The 15,408-nt window shown below is 70.3% G+C and carries 18 protein-coding genes; 16 read left to right on the top strand and 2 right to left on the bottom strand.

What is annotated here, in order from left to right; genetic code table 11:
* Positions 1–6 precede the first annotated feature (6 nt).
* The 12 genes from cheB to ACQPZW_RS42360 all read left to right on the top strand — a co-directional run bounded on the left by cheB (position 7) and on the right by ACQPZW_RS42360 (position 8,928).
* Positions 7–1,065, top strand: a complete 1,059-nt coding sequence (gene cheB / locus ACQPZW_RS42415) for a chemotaxis-specific protein-glutamate methyltransferase CheB (protein WP_433791673.1) — start codon at positions 7–9, stop codon at positions 1,063–1,065.
* A 48-nt stretch (positions 1,066–1,113) separates the two neighbouring features.
* Entirely contained in the window at positions 1,114–1,740 is a 627-nt protein-coding gene (locus ACQPZW_RS42410; protein WP_433791672.1) for a HEAT repeat domain-containing protein, read from the top strand.
* The gene (locus ACQPZW_RS42405) at positions 1,737–2,603 is read left to right on the top strand and encodes a CheR family methyltransferase (protein ID WP_433791671.1); all 867 of its coding nucleotides are present in this window, start codon (positions 1,737–1,739) and stop codon (positions 2,601–2,603) included. Before ACQPZW_RS42410 ends, ACQPZW_RS42405 begins: the two co-directional genes overlap by 4 nt.
* The gene (locus ACQPZW_RS42400; RefSeq protein WP_433791670.1) at positions 2,603–3,022 is read left to right on the top strand and encodes a response regulator; all 420 of its coding nucleotides are present in this window, start codon (positions 2,603–2,605) and stop codon (positions 3,020–3,022) included. Before ACQPZW_RS42405 ends, ACQPZW_RS42400 begins: the two co-directional genes overlap by 1 nt.
* Positions 3,019–5,373, top strand: a complete 2,355-nt coding sequence (locus ACQPZW_RS42395) for a chemotaxis protein CheW (RefSeq protein ID WP_433791669.1) — start codon at positions 3,019–3,021, stop codon at positions 5,371–5,373. Before ACQPZW_RS42400 ends, ACQPZW_RS42395 begins: the two co-directional genes overlap by 4 nt.
* A complete protein-coding gene (locus ACQPZW_RS42390; RefSeq protein ID WP_433791668.1) occupies positions 5,354–5,650 on the top strand; it encodes a hypothetical protein in 297 nt (98 codons plus the stop codon). The genes ACQPZW_RS42395 and ACQPZW_RS42390 overlap by 20 nt, the downstream gene beginning before the upstream one ends.
* A complete protein-coding gene (locus ACQPZW_RS42385; protein ID WP_433791667.1) occupies positions 5,637–5,996 on the top strand; it encodes a response regulator in 360 nt (119 codons plus the stop codon). Before ACQPZW_RS42390 ends, ACQPZW_RS42385 begins: the two co-directional genes overlap by 14 nt.
* Positions 5,997–6,238: 242 nt before the next feature.
* Positions 6,239–7,075: a methyl-accepting chemotaxis protein gene (locus ACQPZW_RS42380; protein ID WP_433791666.1), complete on the top strand. Its 837-nt coding sequence runs from the start codon at positions 6,239–6,241 to the stop codon at positions 7,073–7,075.
* Positions 7,076–7,109: 34 nt separating this feature from the next.
* Positions 7,110–7,382: a hypothetical protein gene (locus ACQPZW_RS42375; RefSeq protein ID WP_433791665.1), complete on the top strand. Its 273-nt coding sequence runs from the start codon at positions 7,110–7,112 to the stop codon at positions 7,380–7,382.
* The gene (locus ACQPZW_RS42370; RefSeq protein ID WP_433791664.1) at positions 7,379–7,906 is read left to right on the top strand and encodes a GAF domain-containing protein; all 528 of its coding nucleotides are present in this window, start codon (positions 7,379–7,381) and stop codon (positions 7,904–7,906) included. Before ACQPZW_RS42375 ends, ACQPZW_RS42370 begins: the two co-directional genes overlap by 4 nt.
* Positions 7,903–8,481 (top strand): HhH-GPD-type base excision DNA repair protein, encoded by a 579-nt coding sequence (locus ACQPZW_RS42365; protein WP_433791663.1) that lies wholly within the window; start codon positions 7,903–7,905, stop codon positions 8,479–8,481. Before ACQPZW_RS42370 ends, ACQPZW_RS42365 begins: the two co-directional genes overlap by 4 nt.
* A 66-nt stretch (positions 8,482–8,547) precedes the next feature.
* Positions 8,548–8,928 carry a DUF3099 domain-containing protein gene (locus tag ACQPZW_RS42360; protein WP_433791662.1) on the top strand — a complete coding sequence of 127 codons (381 nt, stop codon included), beginning with the start codon at positions 8,548–8,550 and terminating at the stop codon, positions 8,926–8,928.
* Between the two features lie 136 nt (positions 8,929–9,064).
* Here ACQPZW_RS42360 and ACQPZW_RS42355 read toward each other — a convergent pair whose 3' ends face one another.
* Positions 9,065–9,964 carry a carbohydrate kinase family protein gene (locus ACQPZW_RS42355; protein WP_433791661.1) on the bottom strand — a complete coding sequence of 300 codons (900 nt, stop codon included), beginning with the start codon at positions 9,962–9,964 and terminating at the stop codon, positions 9,065–9,067.
* Complete coding sequence (locus ACQPZW_RS42350) at positions 9,961–10,911, bottom strand: pseudouridine-5'-phosphate glycosidase (protein ID WP_433791660.1); 951 nt, start codon at positions 10,909–10,911, stop codon at positions 9,961–9,963. Before ACQPZW_RS42350 ends, ACQPZW_RS42355 begins: the two co-directional genes overlap by 4 nt.
* Positions 10,912–11,012: 101 nt before the next feature.
* On the opposite strand from ACQPZW_RS42350, the gene ACQPZW_RS42345 reads away from it, so the two are divergent.
* The 4 genes from ACQPZW_RS42345 to ACQPZW_RS42330 all read left to right on the top strand — a co-directional run bounded on the left by ACQPZW_RS42345 (position 11,013) and on the right by ACQPZW_RS42330 (position 15,337).
* Positions 11,013–11,237, top strand: coding sequence for a DUF3039 domain-containing protein (locus ACQPZW_RS42345; protein ID WP_433797785.1), 225 nt, complete (start codon positions 11,013–11,015; stop codon positions 11,235–11,237).
* A gap of 7 nt (positions 11,238–11,244) precedes the next feature.
* Entirely contained in the window at positions 11,245–11,859 is a 615-nt protein-coding gene (locus ACQPZW_RS42340; RefSeq protein ID WP_433791659.1) for a trimeric intracellular cation channel family protein, read from the top strand.
* A gap of 153 nt (positions 11,860–12,012) precedes the next feature.
* Positions 12,013–13,680, top strand: coding sequence for a DEAD/DEAH box helicase (locus tag ACQPZW_RS42335; RefSeq protein ID WP_433797783.1), 1,668 nt, complete (start codon positions 12,013–12,015; stop codon positions 13,678–13,680).
* A 61-nt stretch (positions 13,681–13,741) separates the two neighbouring features.
* Complete coding sequence (locus ACQPZW_RS42330) at positions 13,742–15,337, top strand: diguanylate cyclase domain-containing protein (RefSeq protein WP_433791658.1); 1,596 nt, start codon at positions 13,742–13,744, stop codon at positions 15,335–15,337.
* The last annotated feature ends 71 nt before the right edge of the window (positions 15,338–15,408 follow it).

Genomic DNA, 15,408 nt, shown 5'->3' with positions numbered 1-15,408 from the left:
ATCCCGATGCCGTCTGTCTCCGTGCTGATCGTCGACGACTCGGCGCTGATGCGGCGCGCGCTCAAGTCCATCCTCACCGAGGCCGGCGGCTTCGAGGTGCACACCGCCCGCAACGGGGTGGACGCTCTGGATCAGTTCGGGCGCATCCACCCGGACGTGGTGACCCTCGATGTCAACATGCCGGAGATGGACGGTCTCACCTGCCTGGTGAAGATCATGGAGGAACGGCCCACCCCGGTGGTGATGGTGTCCTCGCTGACCGAGCGCAACGCCCTGGTCACCCTCGAGGCGCTGGAACTCGGCGCGGTGGACTACGTGCCGAAGCCGGGCGGCACGGTCTCGCTCAACATCGAAGAGGTCTCGGTCGAACTGGTGAGCAAAGTTCGCAGCGCCTCGAAAGCCCGGCCCAAGCGGGCCGGCGGGTTGAGCGCGCGGATCCGTGACCAGACGAATCGTGCCGCCGGCGTCAGGCCACCGGGCCGGGCCACCGCCGCGGTGGACCTGGTCCTGATCGGCTCGTCGACCGGCGGGCCTGCGCTCCTCTCCGAACTGCTTCCCCAACTACCGGCCACGTTCGGTGCGCCCGTGGTGGTCGCCCAGCACATCCCGGCGTCGTTCACCGCGACCCTGGCCCGGCGGCTCGACGAGGAATGCGCGCTGCGGGTGCACGAGGTGGACCGGATCGTGACGATGCAGCGCGGAAACATCTACATCGGCAGGGGCAACGCCGACGTCGTGGTGGCCCGGCGCACCGACGGCCTGATCGTCAAGAGCGTGCCGTCGACCGCCGATTACCGATGGCACCCGAGCGTGGACCGGCTGGTCGCCTCGGCCCGGCGCTACGTCGACCCTGAACGGCTGGTGTGCGTGCTTCTCACCGGCATGGGCGACGACGGCGCCGCCGAGATGACCGCGGTCAAGGAGGGCGGCGGCCGGACCGTCGCGGAGGCCGAGGAGACGGCCGTGGTGTGGGGCATGCCGGGCGAACTGGCCCGGCGGGGCGGGGCCACGGTCGTGCTGCCCGCGCACGAGATCGCCGAGAGATTGGCCGACTGGGTCGGTTGAGAGTGTCATCGAGGGCAGCGTTGTCGAGGCAGTGAAAGGTTGAGCACGATGGGACTCGTCCGCAAGCACGCCCGGCAGCGGCTCGAGGAGGTGCTGCCGGAGGAGCCCACGCCCGATGCGCTCCTGGGTCTTCTGGGCGACCCGGACGTGGAATGTCGGCGGGAGGCGGCGCTGGGGCTGGTCGGCGTCACCGAGGCGGTGCCGGAACTGCTCGTCCGGGCCGGTGTGGAGAAGGACCCGAGGGTCCTGGAGTCGATCCTCATCACCCTCGCCGCGCATGACACCGCCGAGGTGGCGGGCAGTATCGCGGTTCATCTCGCCAGCGACGACGCCTGGCGGCGGACGGCCGCCGCGGCGGCGCTGGCCACCATGCCCCGGTCGGTCCCGGCCCTGATGCCGGCCCTGATCGCCGCACCCGACCACGATGTCCGGGTGATGACGGCGATGGTGCTGGCCGCCCTGCCGCACCCGGAGGTGCGCACCTGGCTGGTCCGGATGATCTCCGAGGACCCGCACCCGAACGTGGTGACCGCGGCGATCGACGTTCTGCTGCCAGCCGCAACCCTGGAGGACGTGGCGTTGCTGGAGGCGGCCGTACGGCGTTTCCCGGACGATCCGTTCCTGCGTTTCACCGTTCAGTCGGCGCTGCCCCGGCTGGCTGGGACACCAGCATGATGAGCACGCCCGCCGCCGGACTCTCCGACACGGAATTCGAGCGGTTTCGCGAGTACTTCTACAACCGCACCGGCATTCAATTCACGACGTCGAAGCGGTACTTCGTCGACAAACGGATCGACGCCTGCATCCGTAACTCCCGGCACGACAGGTTCGCGAGCTGGTTCGCCGAGCTGCGGGTGCCGGACCGGCCGGAGATGCTGCAGGACCTGATCAACCAGCTCACCGTCAACGAGACCTACTTCCTGCGCGAGGACTACCAGTTCGACTCCATGTTGTCCACGGTGCTACCGAACGTGCTGGCGGCCCGTGGCGGGGTGCGGCGCATCGTCGGGCCGCTGAAGATCCTCTCGCTGCCCTGCTCGACCGGCGAGGAGCCGTACTCGATAGCGCTTCGCCTGCTGGAGGAGTGGGACCAGATCGACCACGTGGACGTGGAGATCCACGCCGCCGATATCGACAGCGCCGTGCTTGCCAAGGCGGCCCACGCCACTTACGGCGAGCGGTCCGTGCAGCGGGTGCCCAAGGCCTGGATACGAAAGTACTTCAGCGAGGTCGCGCCCGGCTACATCCAAGTCGCCGAGGATATTCGCAACGCCGTGACGCTGCACCGGGTGAACATCTGCGACACGGCGGCGATGCGGTCGTTCCGCGACTTCGATGTGATCTTCTGCCGCAACGTTCTGATCTACTTCGACGAGTTGTCCAGCCGCCGGGCGGCGGAGAACCTGTACGGCGCCCTCCGCCCCGGCGGCTACCTATTCCTCGGCCACTCCGAGTCGATGAGCCGGATCTCGCCGATCTTCACTCCGGCCCGCCTCCCGGACGGCATCGTCTACCAGCGACCGACCGGAGCGAAGTGATGACCTCGGAAGCCGCGACCGGAGCCCGGGTGCTCGTGGTCGACGACGCCGCAACGGTGCGGCTTTACCACACCAGCCTGCTCAGCGACGCCGGGTTCGAGGTGAACGAGGCAGCGAACGGCCTGGAGGCCGTCGAGGTGGCCCTCGGGACCGAGTACGACCTTTTCGTGGTCGACGTCAACATGCCGAGGATGAACGGCTACGCCTGTGTGGAGGCGCTGCGGTCGGAGACCGTCGGCAGCGTCGCCCCGGTCGTGATGATCAGCACCGAGGACCGGCCCGGCGACGCCGACCGGGCGTATCAGGCCGGGGCGAACCTCTACCTGGTCAAGCCGGTGGCCAGGGACCGCCTGGTCCGCGTCGCGACCATGCTGACCGCCGGGAACGCCAGGGCCGTGGAGAAGGACGTGCCGGAATGAACCCATTGCTCGCACAGTTCCTTGCGGAGGCGAACGACCTGCTAGCCCAGGTAGACGAGGGGTTGCTCCAACTGGAGCGTGCACCCGGCGACCCGGACCTGGTCAACGAGGTGTTCCGGGCCGCGCACACCTTCAAGGGGTCGTCTGGTCTGTTCGACTTCCCTGAGCTGACCCGGCTCACACACGCGGCCGAGGACCTGCTGGACGCGGTACGCGCCGGTCGCGTCGCCCTCGACTCCGGCATGACCGACGACCTGCTGGCCTCCTTCGACCTGATCCGCGGCTGGCTGGCCCACGTCACCCTGCACGAGCGTCTCCCGGCTAGCGCCGGCAACGACGCCGCCGGCCCGATCACCCGGCTGCGCGCTCCGCTCGGCGGTGAGCCGGTGGCCCCCACCCATGCCGCCGCCGGCCCGGCACCGGTCATCGGCCCGGCACCCGAGTGGCTGGCCTGGTTCGACGCCGAGTGGCTGACCGAGACCGCGACATGGCTGGCCACCACGTCGTCGACCCTGCGTTTCGTCCGGTACGTGCCGGACGCCGACTGCTTCTTCCGGGCCGAGGACCCGTTGCACCTGGTCCGCCAGGTGCCCGCCCTGGACCGGATCGGCGTCGTCCAGCCTGAGGCGTGGCCCGAAACGGACGACTACGACGAGTACGTCTGCCTGCTCTCCTTCGTCCTGGCCACCCGGGCCGGCGCCGGCGAGCTCGACTACCTCTTCCGCTACGTGCCCGACCAGGTCCAGATCGTGGAGCTGGACTCCGACGCGATCACCCGGCACCTCAGCGGTGAACCACCGATGCGGGTGGAGGAGGCGGTCACCGCTGTCGTCACCCCCGTGATCGACTCCGGCCTCGATGCCGATGCCCGTGCTGTCCTGCATGCGGCGCACCGTTTGCTGACGATGGACGGCGGAACGACCGAGGGCACGCGGCTCCGGTCCGTGGTGTACGCGGTCGGCTCGGCGGCACGTGCGCTCGGCGTACCGGTGGATCCGGCCGCCGTCGGCCCGGCCGAGCTGATCGCGGAGATCGACCGCCTGCTGGCCGTAGCGGCTCCGGTGATGGTGGAAACCACCTCGGCCGCGGTCCCGCCGCCCGCTCCGTCGGTGGTCCCGGCGGAGACGGGCGGGCGGGCCGACGACCCCGGCGGCCAGGTAGGCACCCGGATCCTCAAGGTCGACCAGGAGAAGGTGGATCGGCTGATGGAGCTGGTCGGTGAGCTGAACGTGGCGAAGAACGGGCTCACCTTCCTGGCCGATGCGGCAGAGGAGGAGTTCGGCAGCCGGGTGCTCAGCCGCCGCATCAAGGATCAGTACGCCGGCATGCACCGGATCGCCGAGGAACTGCAGGCAGCCGTGATGGACGTCCGGATGCTCCCGCTCTCGGTGGCGTTCGGCCGGTTCCCGCGGCTGGTTCGAGACCTGAGCCGGCGGCTCGGCAAGACCATCGAGTTGGTCACCGAGGGCGAGGACACGATGGCCGACAAGGACGTCATCGAGGCGCTCGGCGACCCGCTGGTCCACCTGGTGCGCAACAGCCTTGATCACGGGATCGAACCGTCTGGTGAGCGGATCGCCGCCGGCAAAGCGGCGGCCGCACGGCTCACCATCTCGGCGGTCGCCGACGGGGACGCGGTGATCGTCGAGGTGTCGGACGACGGGCGTGGTGTCGACCCGGACCGGGTGCGGCGCAAGGCGTACGAGAAAGGTCTGATCTCGGAGGAGGAGCTGGAGTCGCTGAGCGACAGCGAGGCGATCGACCTGCTGTTCCGTCCCGGCTTCTCGACCGCCGACCAGGTTTCCGACCTATCCGGACGGGGAGTCGGCATGGACGCCGTCCGAGCCAGTGTGGAGAAGCTCGGCGGCGCCGTGACCATGCGATCGGAGCCGGGTCTGGGCACGTCCACCCGCCTGCGGCTGCCGCTGTCGATGGCCGTCACCCAGGTGATGGTGGTCAGCGTCGCCGGTCAGCGGTTCGGCATCCCGGTCGACATGGTTGTCGAGACGGTGCGTGTCCCGGCCGGCGAGATGAGCCGTGTCCTCCACCAGGAGGTCGTGATGATGCGCGGCGAGGTGGTCCCGGTGATCGACCTGGCCCGTGCCCTGGACCTGCCATGGGCGCTCGGAGAGGACGCGGACCGGGCGATCCTGGTGGTGAACGCGAACGGTCAGCGGATCGGCCTGCTCGTCGAGCAGTTCCACCGTGAGGTCGACGTGATTCTCAAGCCGATGGAGGGTCTGCTCGCCTACGCCGCCGAATTCTCCGGCACCGCCCTGCTCGGCGATGGTCTTGTCCTGCTGGTGCTCAACATGAGGGAGGTGCTCGGTCTTGCCGCTCGAGTTGCATGAGGAGACCGCCAACCTGGTCGGCGTCGTCACCGTCGACGAGGTCGAGCAGCTGGTCGGGTGGCTGCGATCCGTCAAGCGGCCGAAGGTCGCCCTGCGACGTTGCAACCATCTACACACCGGCGCACTCCAGGCCCTGCTGCTTTTCAAGCCGAAGATTAGCTCGGCACCGAACGACGCCTTCCTGGCGGCCCAGGTGCTGCCGCTGCTCACCACGAGCAGCGGTCTCGCCAGCCGACAGGGAAGAGAACCCCATGATGACCGTGATGCTCGTCGATGACTCCGCCACCATGCTCATGAGCCTCAAGTCGATCCTCAGCAAGGCCGGATTCGCGGTGGAGACCGCGGGTCACGGCAAGGAGGCCCTGGACAAGCTGGGTAAGGGTGTCAAGCCGAACCTGATCATCAGCGACGTCAACATGCCGCAGATGGACGGAATCACCTTCGCCCGCGAGGCCCGTAAGGCTCCGGGCATGCGCTTCACCCCGATCCTCATGTTGACCACCGAGTCTGAGCAGAGCAAGCGCACCGAGGCGAAGAACGCCGGGGCAACCGGATGGCTGGTCAAGCCGGTCAGCCCGGACCAGTTGATCGGTGTGATCAAGCAGGTTCTGCCCGGGGCCTGAACCCTACCGACTGGTGTAACGGAGGTATCGCATTGCCCGGCCTTCTCCGCAGATTCACACAGCCCTCGGCCATGCCGGAGGAGCACCTCCCGCGCCCGGATGTGTTGGTAGCAGCCCTAGAAGCGGTCCCGTCCTACTGCGGTGTGGTCGACGGGCACGTGCGTGACGTCATCGACCAGACCGGTGAGGCCGCCACCGCGATCGTCCAGCAGCTGGTCAAGGTCGACTCTCTGGCGGAGGTGATGGCCGGTGACGTTTCTCAGCTCGCCGGCCTCCTCAGCCACACCGGGACCCAGCTGAGCCAGGTCAGTGAGAGCAACGACCGGCTCGTCGGCCGTCTGATTTCCTACTTCCTGCACCGGGACTACCAGATCCGGGCCCTGGTCGATCAGATGCGCGAGCTGAACCAGCACGTCAAGGAGATCGAGGAGGTCTCCCGGGCGACCAACATCCTGGCCCTGAACGCGATGATCGAGTCTGTTCGGGCCGGCGAGGCGGGCGAGGGCTTCTCTGTCGTCGCCGACGAGGTCCGCAAACTGGCTCGCCGGTCTGCGGAGGCCGCGCACGGGATCGGCAACAGCATCGGCGACCTGACCGCCAAGCTCGACAGCGTCCTTTCCGACGACAGCCAGTTCGACCGCGAGGAGCAGGTCTCGGTGGCGCCCGAGGAGACCGCGATGACCCGTCGGCTCAGTGGTATCGCCCACGCGCAGCGGGAGATATCGGAGGTGGTGGCCGGCATTCTCAAGGACACGGTGGATGCTGCGGGACAGGTGGAGCGCAGCTCGGCCGTGCTCGTCGCCGAGACCACCGATGCCGTCGGCTATGTGCAGTTTCAGGACATCAGCCGGCAGATGCTGGAACACGTCGGTGAAGCGGTCGCCGACATCTGCCGCCAGTCCGAGGACGTGGTCGCCTACGCGCGCGGCGCGGTCGGCGAAGAGGATCTCCTGGCGCGCGTCATCAACGTTGATGAACTGCGGCGGAAACACGTGATGTCCCGGCAACGAGCCACGCACTCCCAGCAGACGGGCGGTGCGGCCCAGGACGATACCGAGCCGCTCATCGAACTGTTCTAGACCAACCGGAAACGCCAGCGAGAGGGTGCCCGATATGGCCCGTGTCGAAGATTACGGCCAGGAATCGCCGACCGAGCAGGAAGCCGTGAAGGCCCTGGCGGATCTGATCGGACCGCAGATGGCCGAAGGGCTATGGGCCCTGTCGGTCCAGGCAGTCGGCCTTCGCCGCCCTGTCAAGACTACGGCTGAACTGCGGAGGGTGGCCGAGCACGTAATGGAGGTGGGAGGGCTGAGCCGGGTGGCCGGCCGCTCGCTCAAGGTCCGGATCATCACGTACGAAGCCCTGGCGAGGACGGCTCAAGTATGATTCTGGACACGTACCCGGAGCTGCATGACCGGCGGCGGCTGCTCGCCCTGGCCCAGGTCGGCGTCGACCGGCTGCAGGAACGCCCCTTTCTCACCGAGATCGTGGAGTCGGTCAGCGGGCGGCTGGACACCCCGTTCGCCGTCATCAGCGTGCTGCTCGACGGCGCGCAGGTCTTCCTCGCCGGCTGCGGCCCGATCCCGGAGTGGATCGGCGAGGCCGGTGGCACCCCGATCGAGTGGGCGTTCTGCCTGCCGATGCTCCGGTCCCGTACGCCCTGGTTCGTCGGCGACTTCGCCCTGGATCCGGCGTACCGCGATAATCCGCTGGTCACGGTCGAGGGCGTCCGCTCGTACATCGGGGCGCCGCTGATCACCAGCGGCGGCGATGTGGTCGGCGGCCTGTGCGGGCTGGACGTGCGGCCCCGCAACTTCGACGCCGGGCAGTTGCGCGACCTTCAGGACCTCGCCGACGAGGCCGTCCGCCGGATCGAGGCACAGGCCGAGCCTGCCATCATGGAGCTGTGACGTTCTCCCTACCGGTGCCGGCCGAAGCCAACGACCTCCTCAACCGCGACCCGCTCGCGGTGACCCTCGGGATCGTGCTGGACCAGCAGATCACCCTGGAGAAGGCGTTCACGTCGCCGTGGGTGCTGGCGCAGCGGCTGGGGCACGAGCCCACCGCCGCCGAGCTGGCCGACTTCGATCCGGAGGCGCTGGTCGCGATCTTCTCCGAGCCGCCCGCCCTGCACCGTTTCCCGAAGGCGATGGCGGCTCGGGTCCAAGAGGTCTGCCGCGTCCTCGCCGAGGAGTATGAGGGGGAGGCCGCCGGCCTCTGGCGCGGCGTGACGGACGGTGCCGAGCTCTACAAGCGGATCTTCGCGTTGCCCGGCTTCGGCAAGCAGAAGGCGCAGATCTTCGTGGCGCTGCTCGGCAAGCTCTACGACGTCCGGCCGGAGGGCTGGCGCGAGGCGGCCGGCGGCTACGGCGAGGAGGGCTCCTACAGGTCGGTGGCCGACATCGTCGACGACGCGTCGCTGGCGCGGGTTCGCGCCTACAAGAAGCAGGTTAAGGCCGAGGCGAAGGCTGCGAAAGAGGCCTGAGACCCGGGCCGGTGGGCGGGACGGGCTGTCCGGTGGGAGGATGGCGAGGTCGATCGGAGACCTCGCGTGAAGAAGCAGCCGGAGCGTCCGGTGTTGATCACCGACGCCGCTCGCAGCCAGGATGATCAGCTCCGCAGCCGCCAGATCCGCTACGTCACGATGATGAGCGTGCGGGCACTGTGCCTGGTCCTCGGCGGGATCCTGATCAGCGCCCGGGTGCCTCTCCTGCCGCTCTGGCTCTCCCTCTGCGCCCTCGGCATGGTCCTGCTGCCCTGGATGGCCGTGCTGATCGCGAACGACCGGCCTCCCAAGACCAAGGAGGAGCGGGCGGCCGACGCGGCGGCCCGTGAGGACGTGCGCCGGGCTCTCGAACAGCCGGCCCCCGAGCCGGACCACATCACCATCGACGCCGAGATCGTCGACGAGCCCCGCCGCAACCCCGACTGAAATCCCCAAGATCAAACCCATGCGGCGGTACGGCCCAGGCGCCCCCACCTCACGCAAGAGGCCTCCACCCCGTGACCGCCCCGAGCATCGACCGGCCGTCGCTCAGACCGATGTGAGGGCCGCCTGACCCGGCTGGCTACGGCCTGCCGGCCGGAGGTGGGGCGGGGCGGGCTCCGATCCGGGAGACGGCCAGCGCGCCCAGGGCGGCGCCGGCCCGCAGAGCGGCTGACGGGGCCTCACCCGCGCACCACGCCGCGAGCAGTCCGGCCGCGAACGCGTCGCCCGCGCCGGTCGGGTCCTTCACCGGGACCGGGTCGGCGGCCACCGGCCACACCCCGTCCGGCCCGGCCCACACCGCCCCGGCCGCGCCCTTCTTGACCACGGCGTTGCGCACGTGGGCTGTCAGCCGCCCCGCCTGTTCGGCCGCGCTGCCCGGACCGGCGAGCACGTCGGCCTCGTCCGCGTTGCACAGGAGCAGGTCGGTACCCCGTACCCAGGCGAGGAACTCCCCAGCCCCGGCATCGCGCAAGGGTGCCGCCGACGCCGCGTCGACGCTCACCGTGATCTCTCGCCGCGCAGCGGCCGTGAGGGCCGCCAGTCCGGCCGGGCGGGAGCCGGCGTGCAGCAGCGGATAGCCGGAGAGGTGCAGGTGGCTGCCGGGCGGGGCGGCGCCGATCGTGGCGGCGACATGATCCGGGGTGAGGCGCAGTGACGCGCCCCGGTCGGTGATCATGGTGCGCTCGGCCGCCCCGGTGAGCACCACCACACTGCCGGTGGCGACGCCCGGAAGCACCTGCACCGCGCACCGCACCCCGGCCGCGCCGAGCTCGGCCACCCGGTCGCGGCCGGCCTGATCGTCGCCGACCGCCGCGACCAGCGTCACCTCATGGCCCGCCGAGGCCAGCCAGGCCGCGGTGTTCGCAGCCTGGCCGCCACCGGCGACCCGGATCGCCGCGTCCGTGTCCGAGCCGGTCCGGATCTCCCCGTCGTGCTCGACCAGGACGTCGGTGACCAGGTCGCCGACGACGAGGATCATGCCGGCACGGCGAAACCGACCGGCGCCGTCGAGCCGTCGGTGGCGGCGACCGCGATCTTCGCGGCCAGCGCGGCGTTGCGCAGGATGATCCGGATGTTGACCGCCAGGCTCCGGCCCTCGGTGCTGGAGTGGAAGTGGCCCAGCAGGAACGGGGTGACCGCCTTGCCGGTGATGTTCTGCTCGGCGAGCAGGCTCAGCCCGGTCGCCAGGGTCCGGTCGTGCAGGGCCGGCTCCAGCTGCTCGTCGGCCGGCAGCGGGTTGGCCAGCACGAGCGCGCCGTCGGCGACCCCCTGGTCGGCGCGGGCCTTGATGAAGTCGGCCACCTGCTCCGGCGAGTCGAGCTGCCAGTCCAGGTCGAAGCCGCCGTCGGTGATGAAGAAGCCGGGGAAGCGGCGCGTACGGTACCCGGCCACCGAGACACCGAGGGTCTCCAGCCGCTCCAGGGTGGCGCCGACGTCCAGGATCGACTTGACCCCGGCGCAGACCACGACGATCGGCGTACGGGCCAGCGCGGTCAGGTCGGCCGACTCGTCATAAGTGACGTTCGCCTCCCGGTGCACGCCGCCCAGCCCGCCGGTGGCGAACACGCCGATGCCCGCGGCCGCGGCGATCGCGCTGGTGGCCGCGACCGTGGTCGCCCCGTCGGCGCGCCGGGCCGCGGCGATCGCCAGGTCCCGCACCGAGAGCTTGGCCACGGCCTCGGCCGAGGCCAGGCGCTCGACCTGGGCGTCCTCCAGGCCGACGATCACCTCGCCGTCGATCATGCCGATGGTCGCCGGCACCGCCCCGTTGTCCCGGACGGCCTGTTCGATCTCACCCGCCACCCGGATGTTGTCGGGGTGCGGGAGCCCGTGGGAGATGATCGTGCTCTCCAGGGCCACCACCGGACGGCCGTCCCGCCGGGCACGGATCACGTGCTCGCCGTATCGAATCGCGAAGTCAGTCACGGGTAGACCGTACGACTCCCACCACTCGCGTCGTCGTTGGACCGCTCAGGCGTGAGGTGTCAGACTTGGCGGCTGGAGCTTGGCTTACTTCAGAAGGGCAGATAGCTGTGAGCACCCAGATTCTCGAGCGTCCGGAGACCAAGGACGCCGACACCGGTCCCGAGATGTTCCACTACGTGCGCAAGGAGAAGATCGCGGAGAGCGCCGTCATGGGCAGCTTCGTGGTGGCTCTCTGCGGCGAGACCTTTCCGGTGACCAAGACGCCGAAGAAGGGGTCGCCGGTCTGCCCGCAGTGCAAGGAGATCTACGAAGCCATGAAGGCCTGATCCGGGCGTGACGGGCGGATATCCGCTGCTCGTCGCGGATCTGATCGGTGTGGCGGTGTTCGCCGCCTCGGGCGCCTCGGCCGGCGTCGCGAAACGACTCGACCTGTTCGGTGTCGCGTTCGTCGGCTTCGCGGCCGCGCTCGGTGGTGGCATTCTGCGTGACCTGGTGATCGGCGCCGTGCCCCCGCTGGCGTTCGCCGACTGGCGTTACGCGGTGACCGCGGTGGGCGCCTCGATCGCGGTGTTCTGGCTGCACCCGGCGTTGCATCGGGTGCGGCGTACCGTGCTGGTGCTGGACGCCGCCGGCCTCGGGCTGTTCACCGTGACCGGCACGCTGAAGGCCCTCGAGGCCGGTGTGCCCGCTGTCGGCGCCTGTCTGGTGGGGATGCTCACAGCGATCGGCGGAGGCCTGACCCGCGACCTGCTCACCGGCGAGATCCCGGCGGTGCTGCAACGAGACATCTACGCGATCGTCGCTCTGGGCGGCGCCGTGCTGGTGACCGTCCTGCACCGGATCGGGCAGGCCGGTGTGGCGCCCCTGGCGATCGCGGCCGTCGTCATGACCGCCGTCCGGCTGATCGCGCTGTACCGCCGTTGGTCGGCGCCGGTCGCGGTGCCGTGAACCCGCCCGGCAACATCGCACGGCTATGCTGGACCCCGCCTCCGCGCCCTGCTCGCGGGGGTTTTTCCTTGGAGAAGGGATCACCGCAGCTTGAGCCCGCCTGTGCCGAACCTGGAGATCTTTCCGCCGCTGCGGGACTGGCAGCGTAAGGCGATGGTGACGTACCTTCGTCGCCGTTCCGAGGACTTCATGGCCGTGGCGACGCCCGGCGCCGGCAAGACCACGTTCGCGTTGCGGATCGCGGCCGAGCTGCTCGCCGACGGCACGTGCGACGCGGTCACCGTGGTCTGCCCGACCGAGCACCTGAAGACGCAGTGGGCGCAGGCGGCGGCCGGCGTCGGCATCCAACTGGACCCGAGGTTCCGCAACTCCGAGGTGCACTCGTCCCGCGACTTCCACGGCGCGGTGGTCACGTACGCCCAGGTCGGCATGGCGCCCGCGGTGCACAAGCGGCGCACTCTGGCGCGCCGCACGTTCGTCATCCTCGACGAGATCCACCACGCCGGCGACTCGCGGACCTGGGGCGACGGGGTCAAGGACGCCTTCGAGCCCGCTGAGCGGCGCCTGCTGCTCACCGGGACGCCGTTCCGGTCCGACGAGAACCCGATCCCGTTCGTGTCCTACGAGCGTGGCCAGGACGGCATTCAACGATCGAAGGCCGATTCGGTGTACGGCTACGCCGACGCGCTGAAGGACCGGGTCGTGCGGCCCGTGCTGTTCATGGCGTACTCCGGCGAGACCCGGTGGCGCACCAACGCCGGGGACGAGCTGGCCGCCCGCCTCGGCGAGCCGATGACCAAGGACCTGGTCGCGCAGGCCTGGCGGACCGCCCTGGACCACCGGGGCGAGTGGATGCCCCAGGTGATGCGGGCCGCCGACGCCCGGCTCACGACGATCCGCGAGCACGGCATGACCGACGCGGGTGGGCTCGTCATCGCGAGCGACCAGCAGGCCGCCCGGGCGTATGCGAAGCTCCTGCACGACCTGACCGGCGAGCCGGCCACCGTGGTCCTCTCCGACGACGAGGGCGCCTCGGGCCGGATCGCCGAGTTCGCCGCCTCGGAGAAGCGCTGGATGGTCGCGGTCCGGATGGTGTCCGAGGGTGTCGACATCCCGCGGCTGGCCGTCGGCGTCTACGCCACCAGCGCCTCCACGCCCCTCTACTTCGCCCAGGCGATCGGCCGGTTCGTGCGGTCCCGGGTGCCCGGCGAGACCGCCACCGTGTTCCTGCCCAGCGTCCCCCACCTGCTCGGCCTGGCCAGCGAGATGGAGGCGCAGCGCAACCACGTGATCGGCGCGCCCAAGGAGAAGGACGGGCTCGACGACGACGTCCTGGAGCGCGCGCAGAAGACCGAGGACGCCCTCGGCGAGCTCGACAAGATGTTCGAGGCGCTGTCCGCCACGGCCGAGCTGGACCAGGTCATCTACGAGGGCACGTCGTTCGGCACCGGCGCACGGACCGGGACGGCCGAGGAGGCCGACTATCTGGGGCTGCCGGGCCTGCTCACCCCGGACCAGGTGACCACCCTGCTGAACAAGCGCCAGGCCGACCAGATGGCGGCTCAGAAACGCCGTCAGGCGGAGGAGCCCAAGCCCGACGAGACGGTCCGCCCCGAGCCGGTCGTGCCGATGAGCGCGGGGGAGCGCCGCAACAGCCTGCGCCGTCAGCTGAACACGCTGGTCGCCGCCCACCACCACCGGACCAACCTGCCGCACGGGAAGATCCACGCCGAGTTGCGCCGGATCTGCGGCGGCCCGCCCAGCGCGCAGGCCACCATCGAGCAGCTCGAGGAGCGAATCGCTACGATTCAGTCCTTCTAGGGCCACCGGGTTCTCTCCGATCCGTCTCCCCGGGGCCGATATGGCGCCGGGGAGGGGATACATGCGGGAGATCACACTCGAGGCGGCGCGTCTGCTGGAGCGGGCCCAGACCGGCGAGGCCGTCGCGGCCCGGGCCCGGGCTGAAGAGGTGCTCCGGTCGGTCACGGGCGACCTTGTCGACGGCCCGGCCTGCATGCATTTCGTCCGTCTCGTCTCGTTCATCGCGCAGGCCGATCCGGCGGCCGCCGTCGAGGCGGCGGATCTGATGCTGCCGTCGACGGAGCGGGAGGGCAGCGTCGGATGGCGGGCCTGCGCCCTGGCCAGCCGGTCCTGGCAGCGTCTGCGGCTCGGCCAGATGGACCCGGCGGAGAACGACGTCGACTCGGTGCTGCGCGACCTGGTGACCGCCGAGTCGCTGGCCGCCGAGGAGCGCGAGCCGATCGCCGCGGTCAACTCGCTGGTGGCGGTGGCGATCGGCTACTGGGAGCTGCGCCTCTACGAGCGGGCCGACCCACAGTTCCGGATGGCCTACGAGATGAGCCGGGCCGACGACCGCCAGAACGGCAACCGGGCCATGTGGCAGCTCAACCTGGCCGAACTGCACCTGCGGTGGGCACTGGAGCTCTACCAGATCAACCAGGTGGACGAGGCCGAGGGACACACCGCCGAGGCCGAGCGGCACGCTCTACGGGCCGCTGAGGAGGTCTCCGGAGACGACGCGGAGGCCTGGCGGGAGAACGCTCTGCTCTTCGCCGCCTGCTCGCGGGCGGACCGGCACGACCCGGTCGGTGCCGCGGCCGACATCGCGAGCTACGCCGCGCGGCTGGAGGCCCGGGGTTTCATGCCGGACGCGCTGACCATCAGCAAACCGTTCCACGCGGTCGCGCTGAGCCGCTCCGGGCGCTCGGAGGAGGCCCTGCGGGTGATGGCCGAGGCGGTCCGTGACCTGCCGGCTGACGCCGATTGGCTGATGGTGGCCAGCACCCACCGCACCCGGGCCGTCCTGATGGCCCAGCTCGGCTCCCAGGACGCCCGGGCCACCCTCGCCTACGGGGACTCGCTCGCCGCCGCCCTCTGGAGCCAGCGCCTGAACACGCTGCACGCCGCCCGCAGCCTGCACGACCTGGAGGCACTGCGGCTCCAGCACGACCAGATGGCCCGCGCCGCCGACCTGGACGCGCTGACCGGGATCGCCAACCGGCGCGCCTTCGACCACATCCTTGAGGACGCCCGGACCGCCCCGGACGCCGCCCGTCGTCGGATCGCCGTGCTCCTGATCGACACGGACGGGTTCAAGCAGATCAACGACACGTACGGCCATGCGGCCGGTGACGCGGCGCTGCGTGCCATCGCCGCCGCGCTGACCGCTCAGGCCGGCCCCGGCGATCTGGTCGCACGGCTGGGTGGTGACGAGTTCGCGGCGCTGCTCGACGGGCGTGACGAGGCCGCCGCCACTGATGTGGCCGCCCGCATGGTCCGGGCGGTACGGGCGCTGCCGGACTGCCCCGCCACGCTGAGCATCGGGATCGCGGTGACGCCCGCCGACCAGCTCTGCACGGCCCTGGGACGTGCCGACGAGGCCATGTACGCCGTCAAGCGTGCCGGCGGCGACGGGGTGCGGCTGTGTGACGACGACGAGGCGGCGCTGGCCGCCTGACGCAGAGCGGGCGTTCCCTGCAGGGGGAACGCCCGTTCTTGTGTCACATGTATCAGTTGTGGGGGACCGCT

This window comes from Actinoplanes sp. CA-252034, assembly GCF_050956125.1.
Classification (GTDB): Bacteria; Actinomycetota; Actinomycetes; order Mycobacteriales; family Micromonosporaceae; genus Actinoplanes.
Note: the sequence above shows the minus strand (reverse complement) of the source record. Positions and strands in the feature narration are given on the sequence as shown.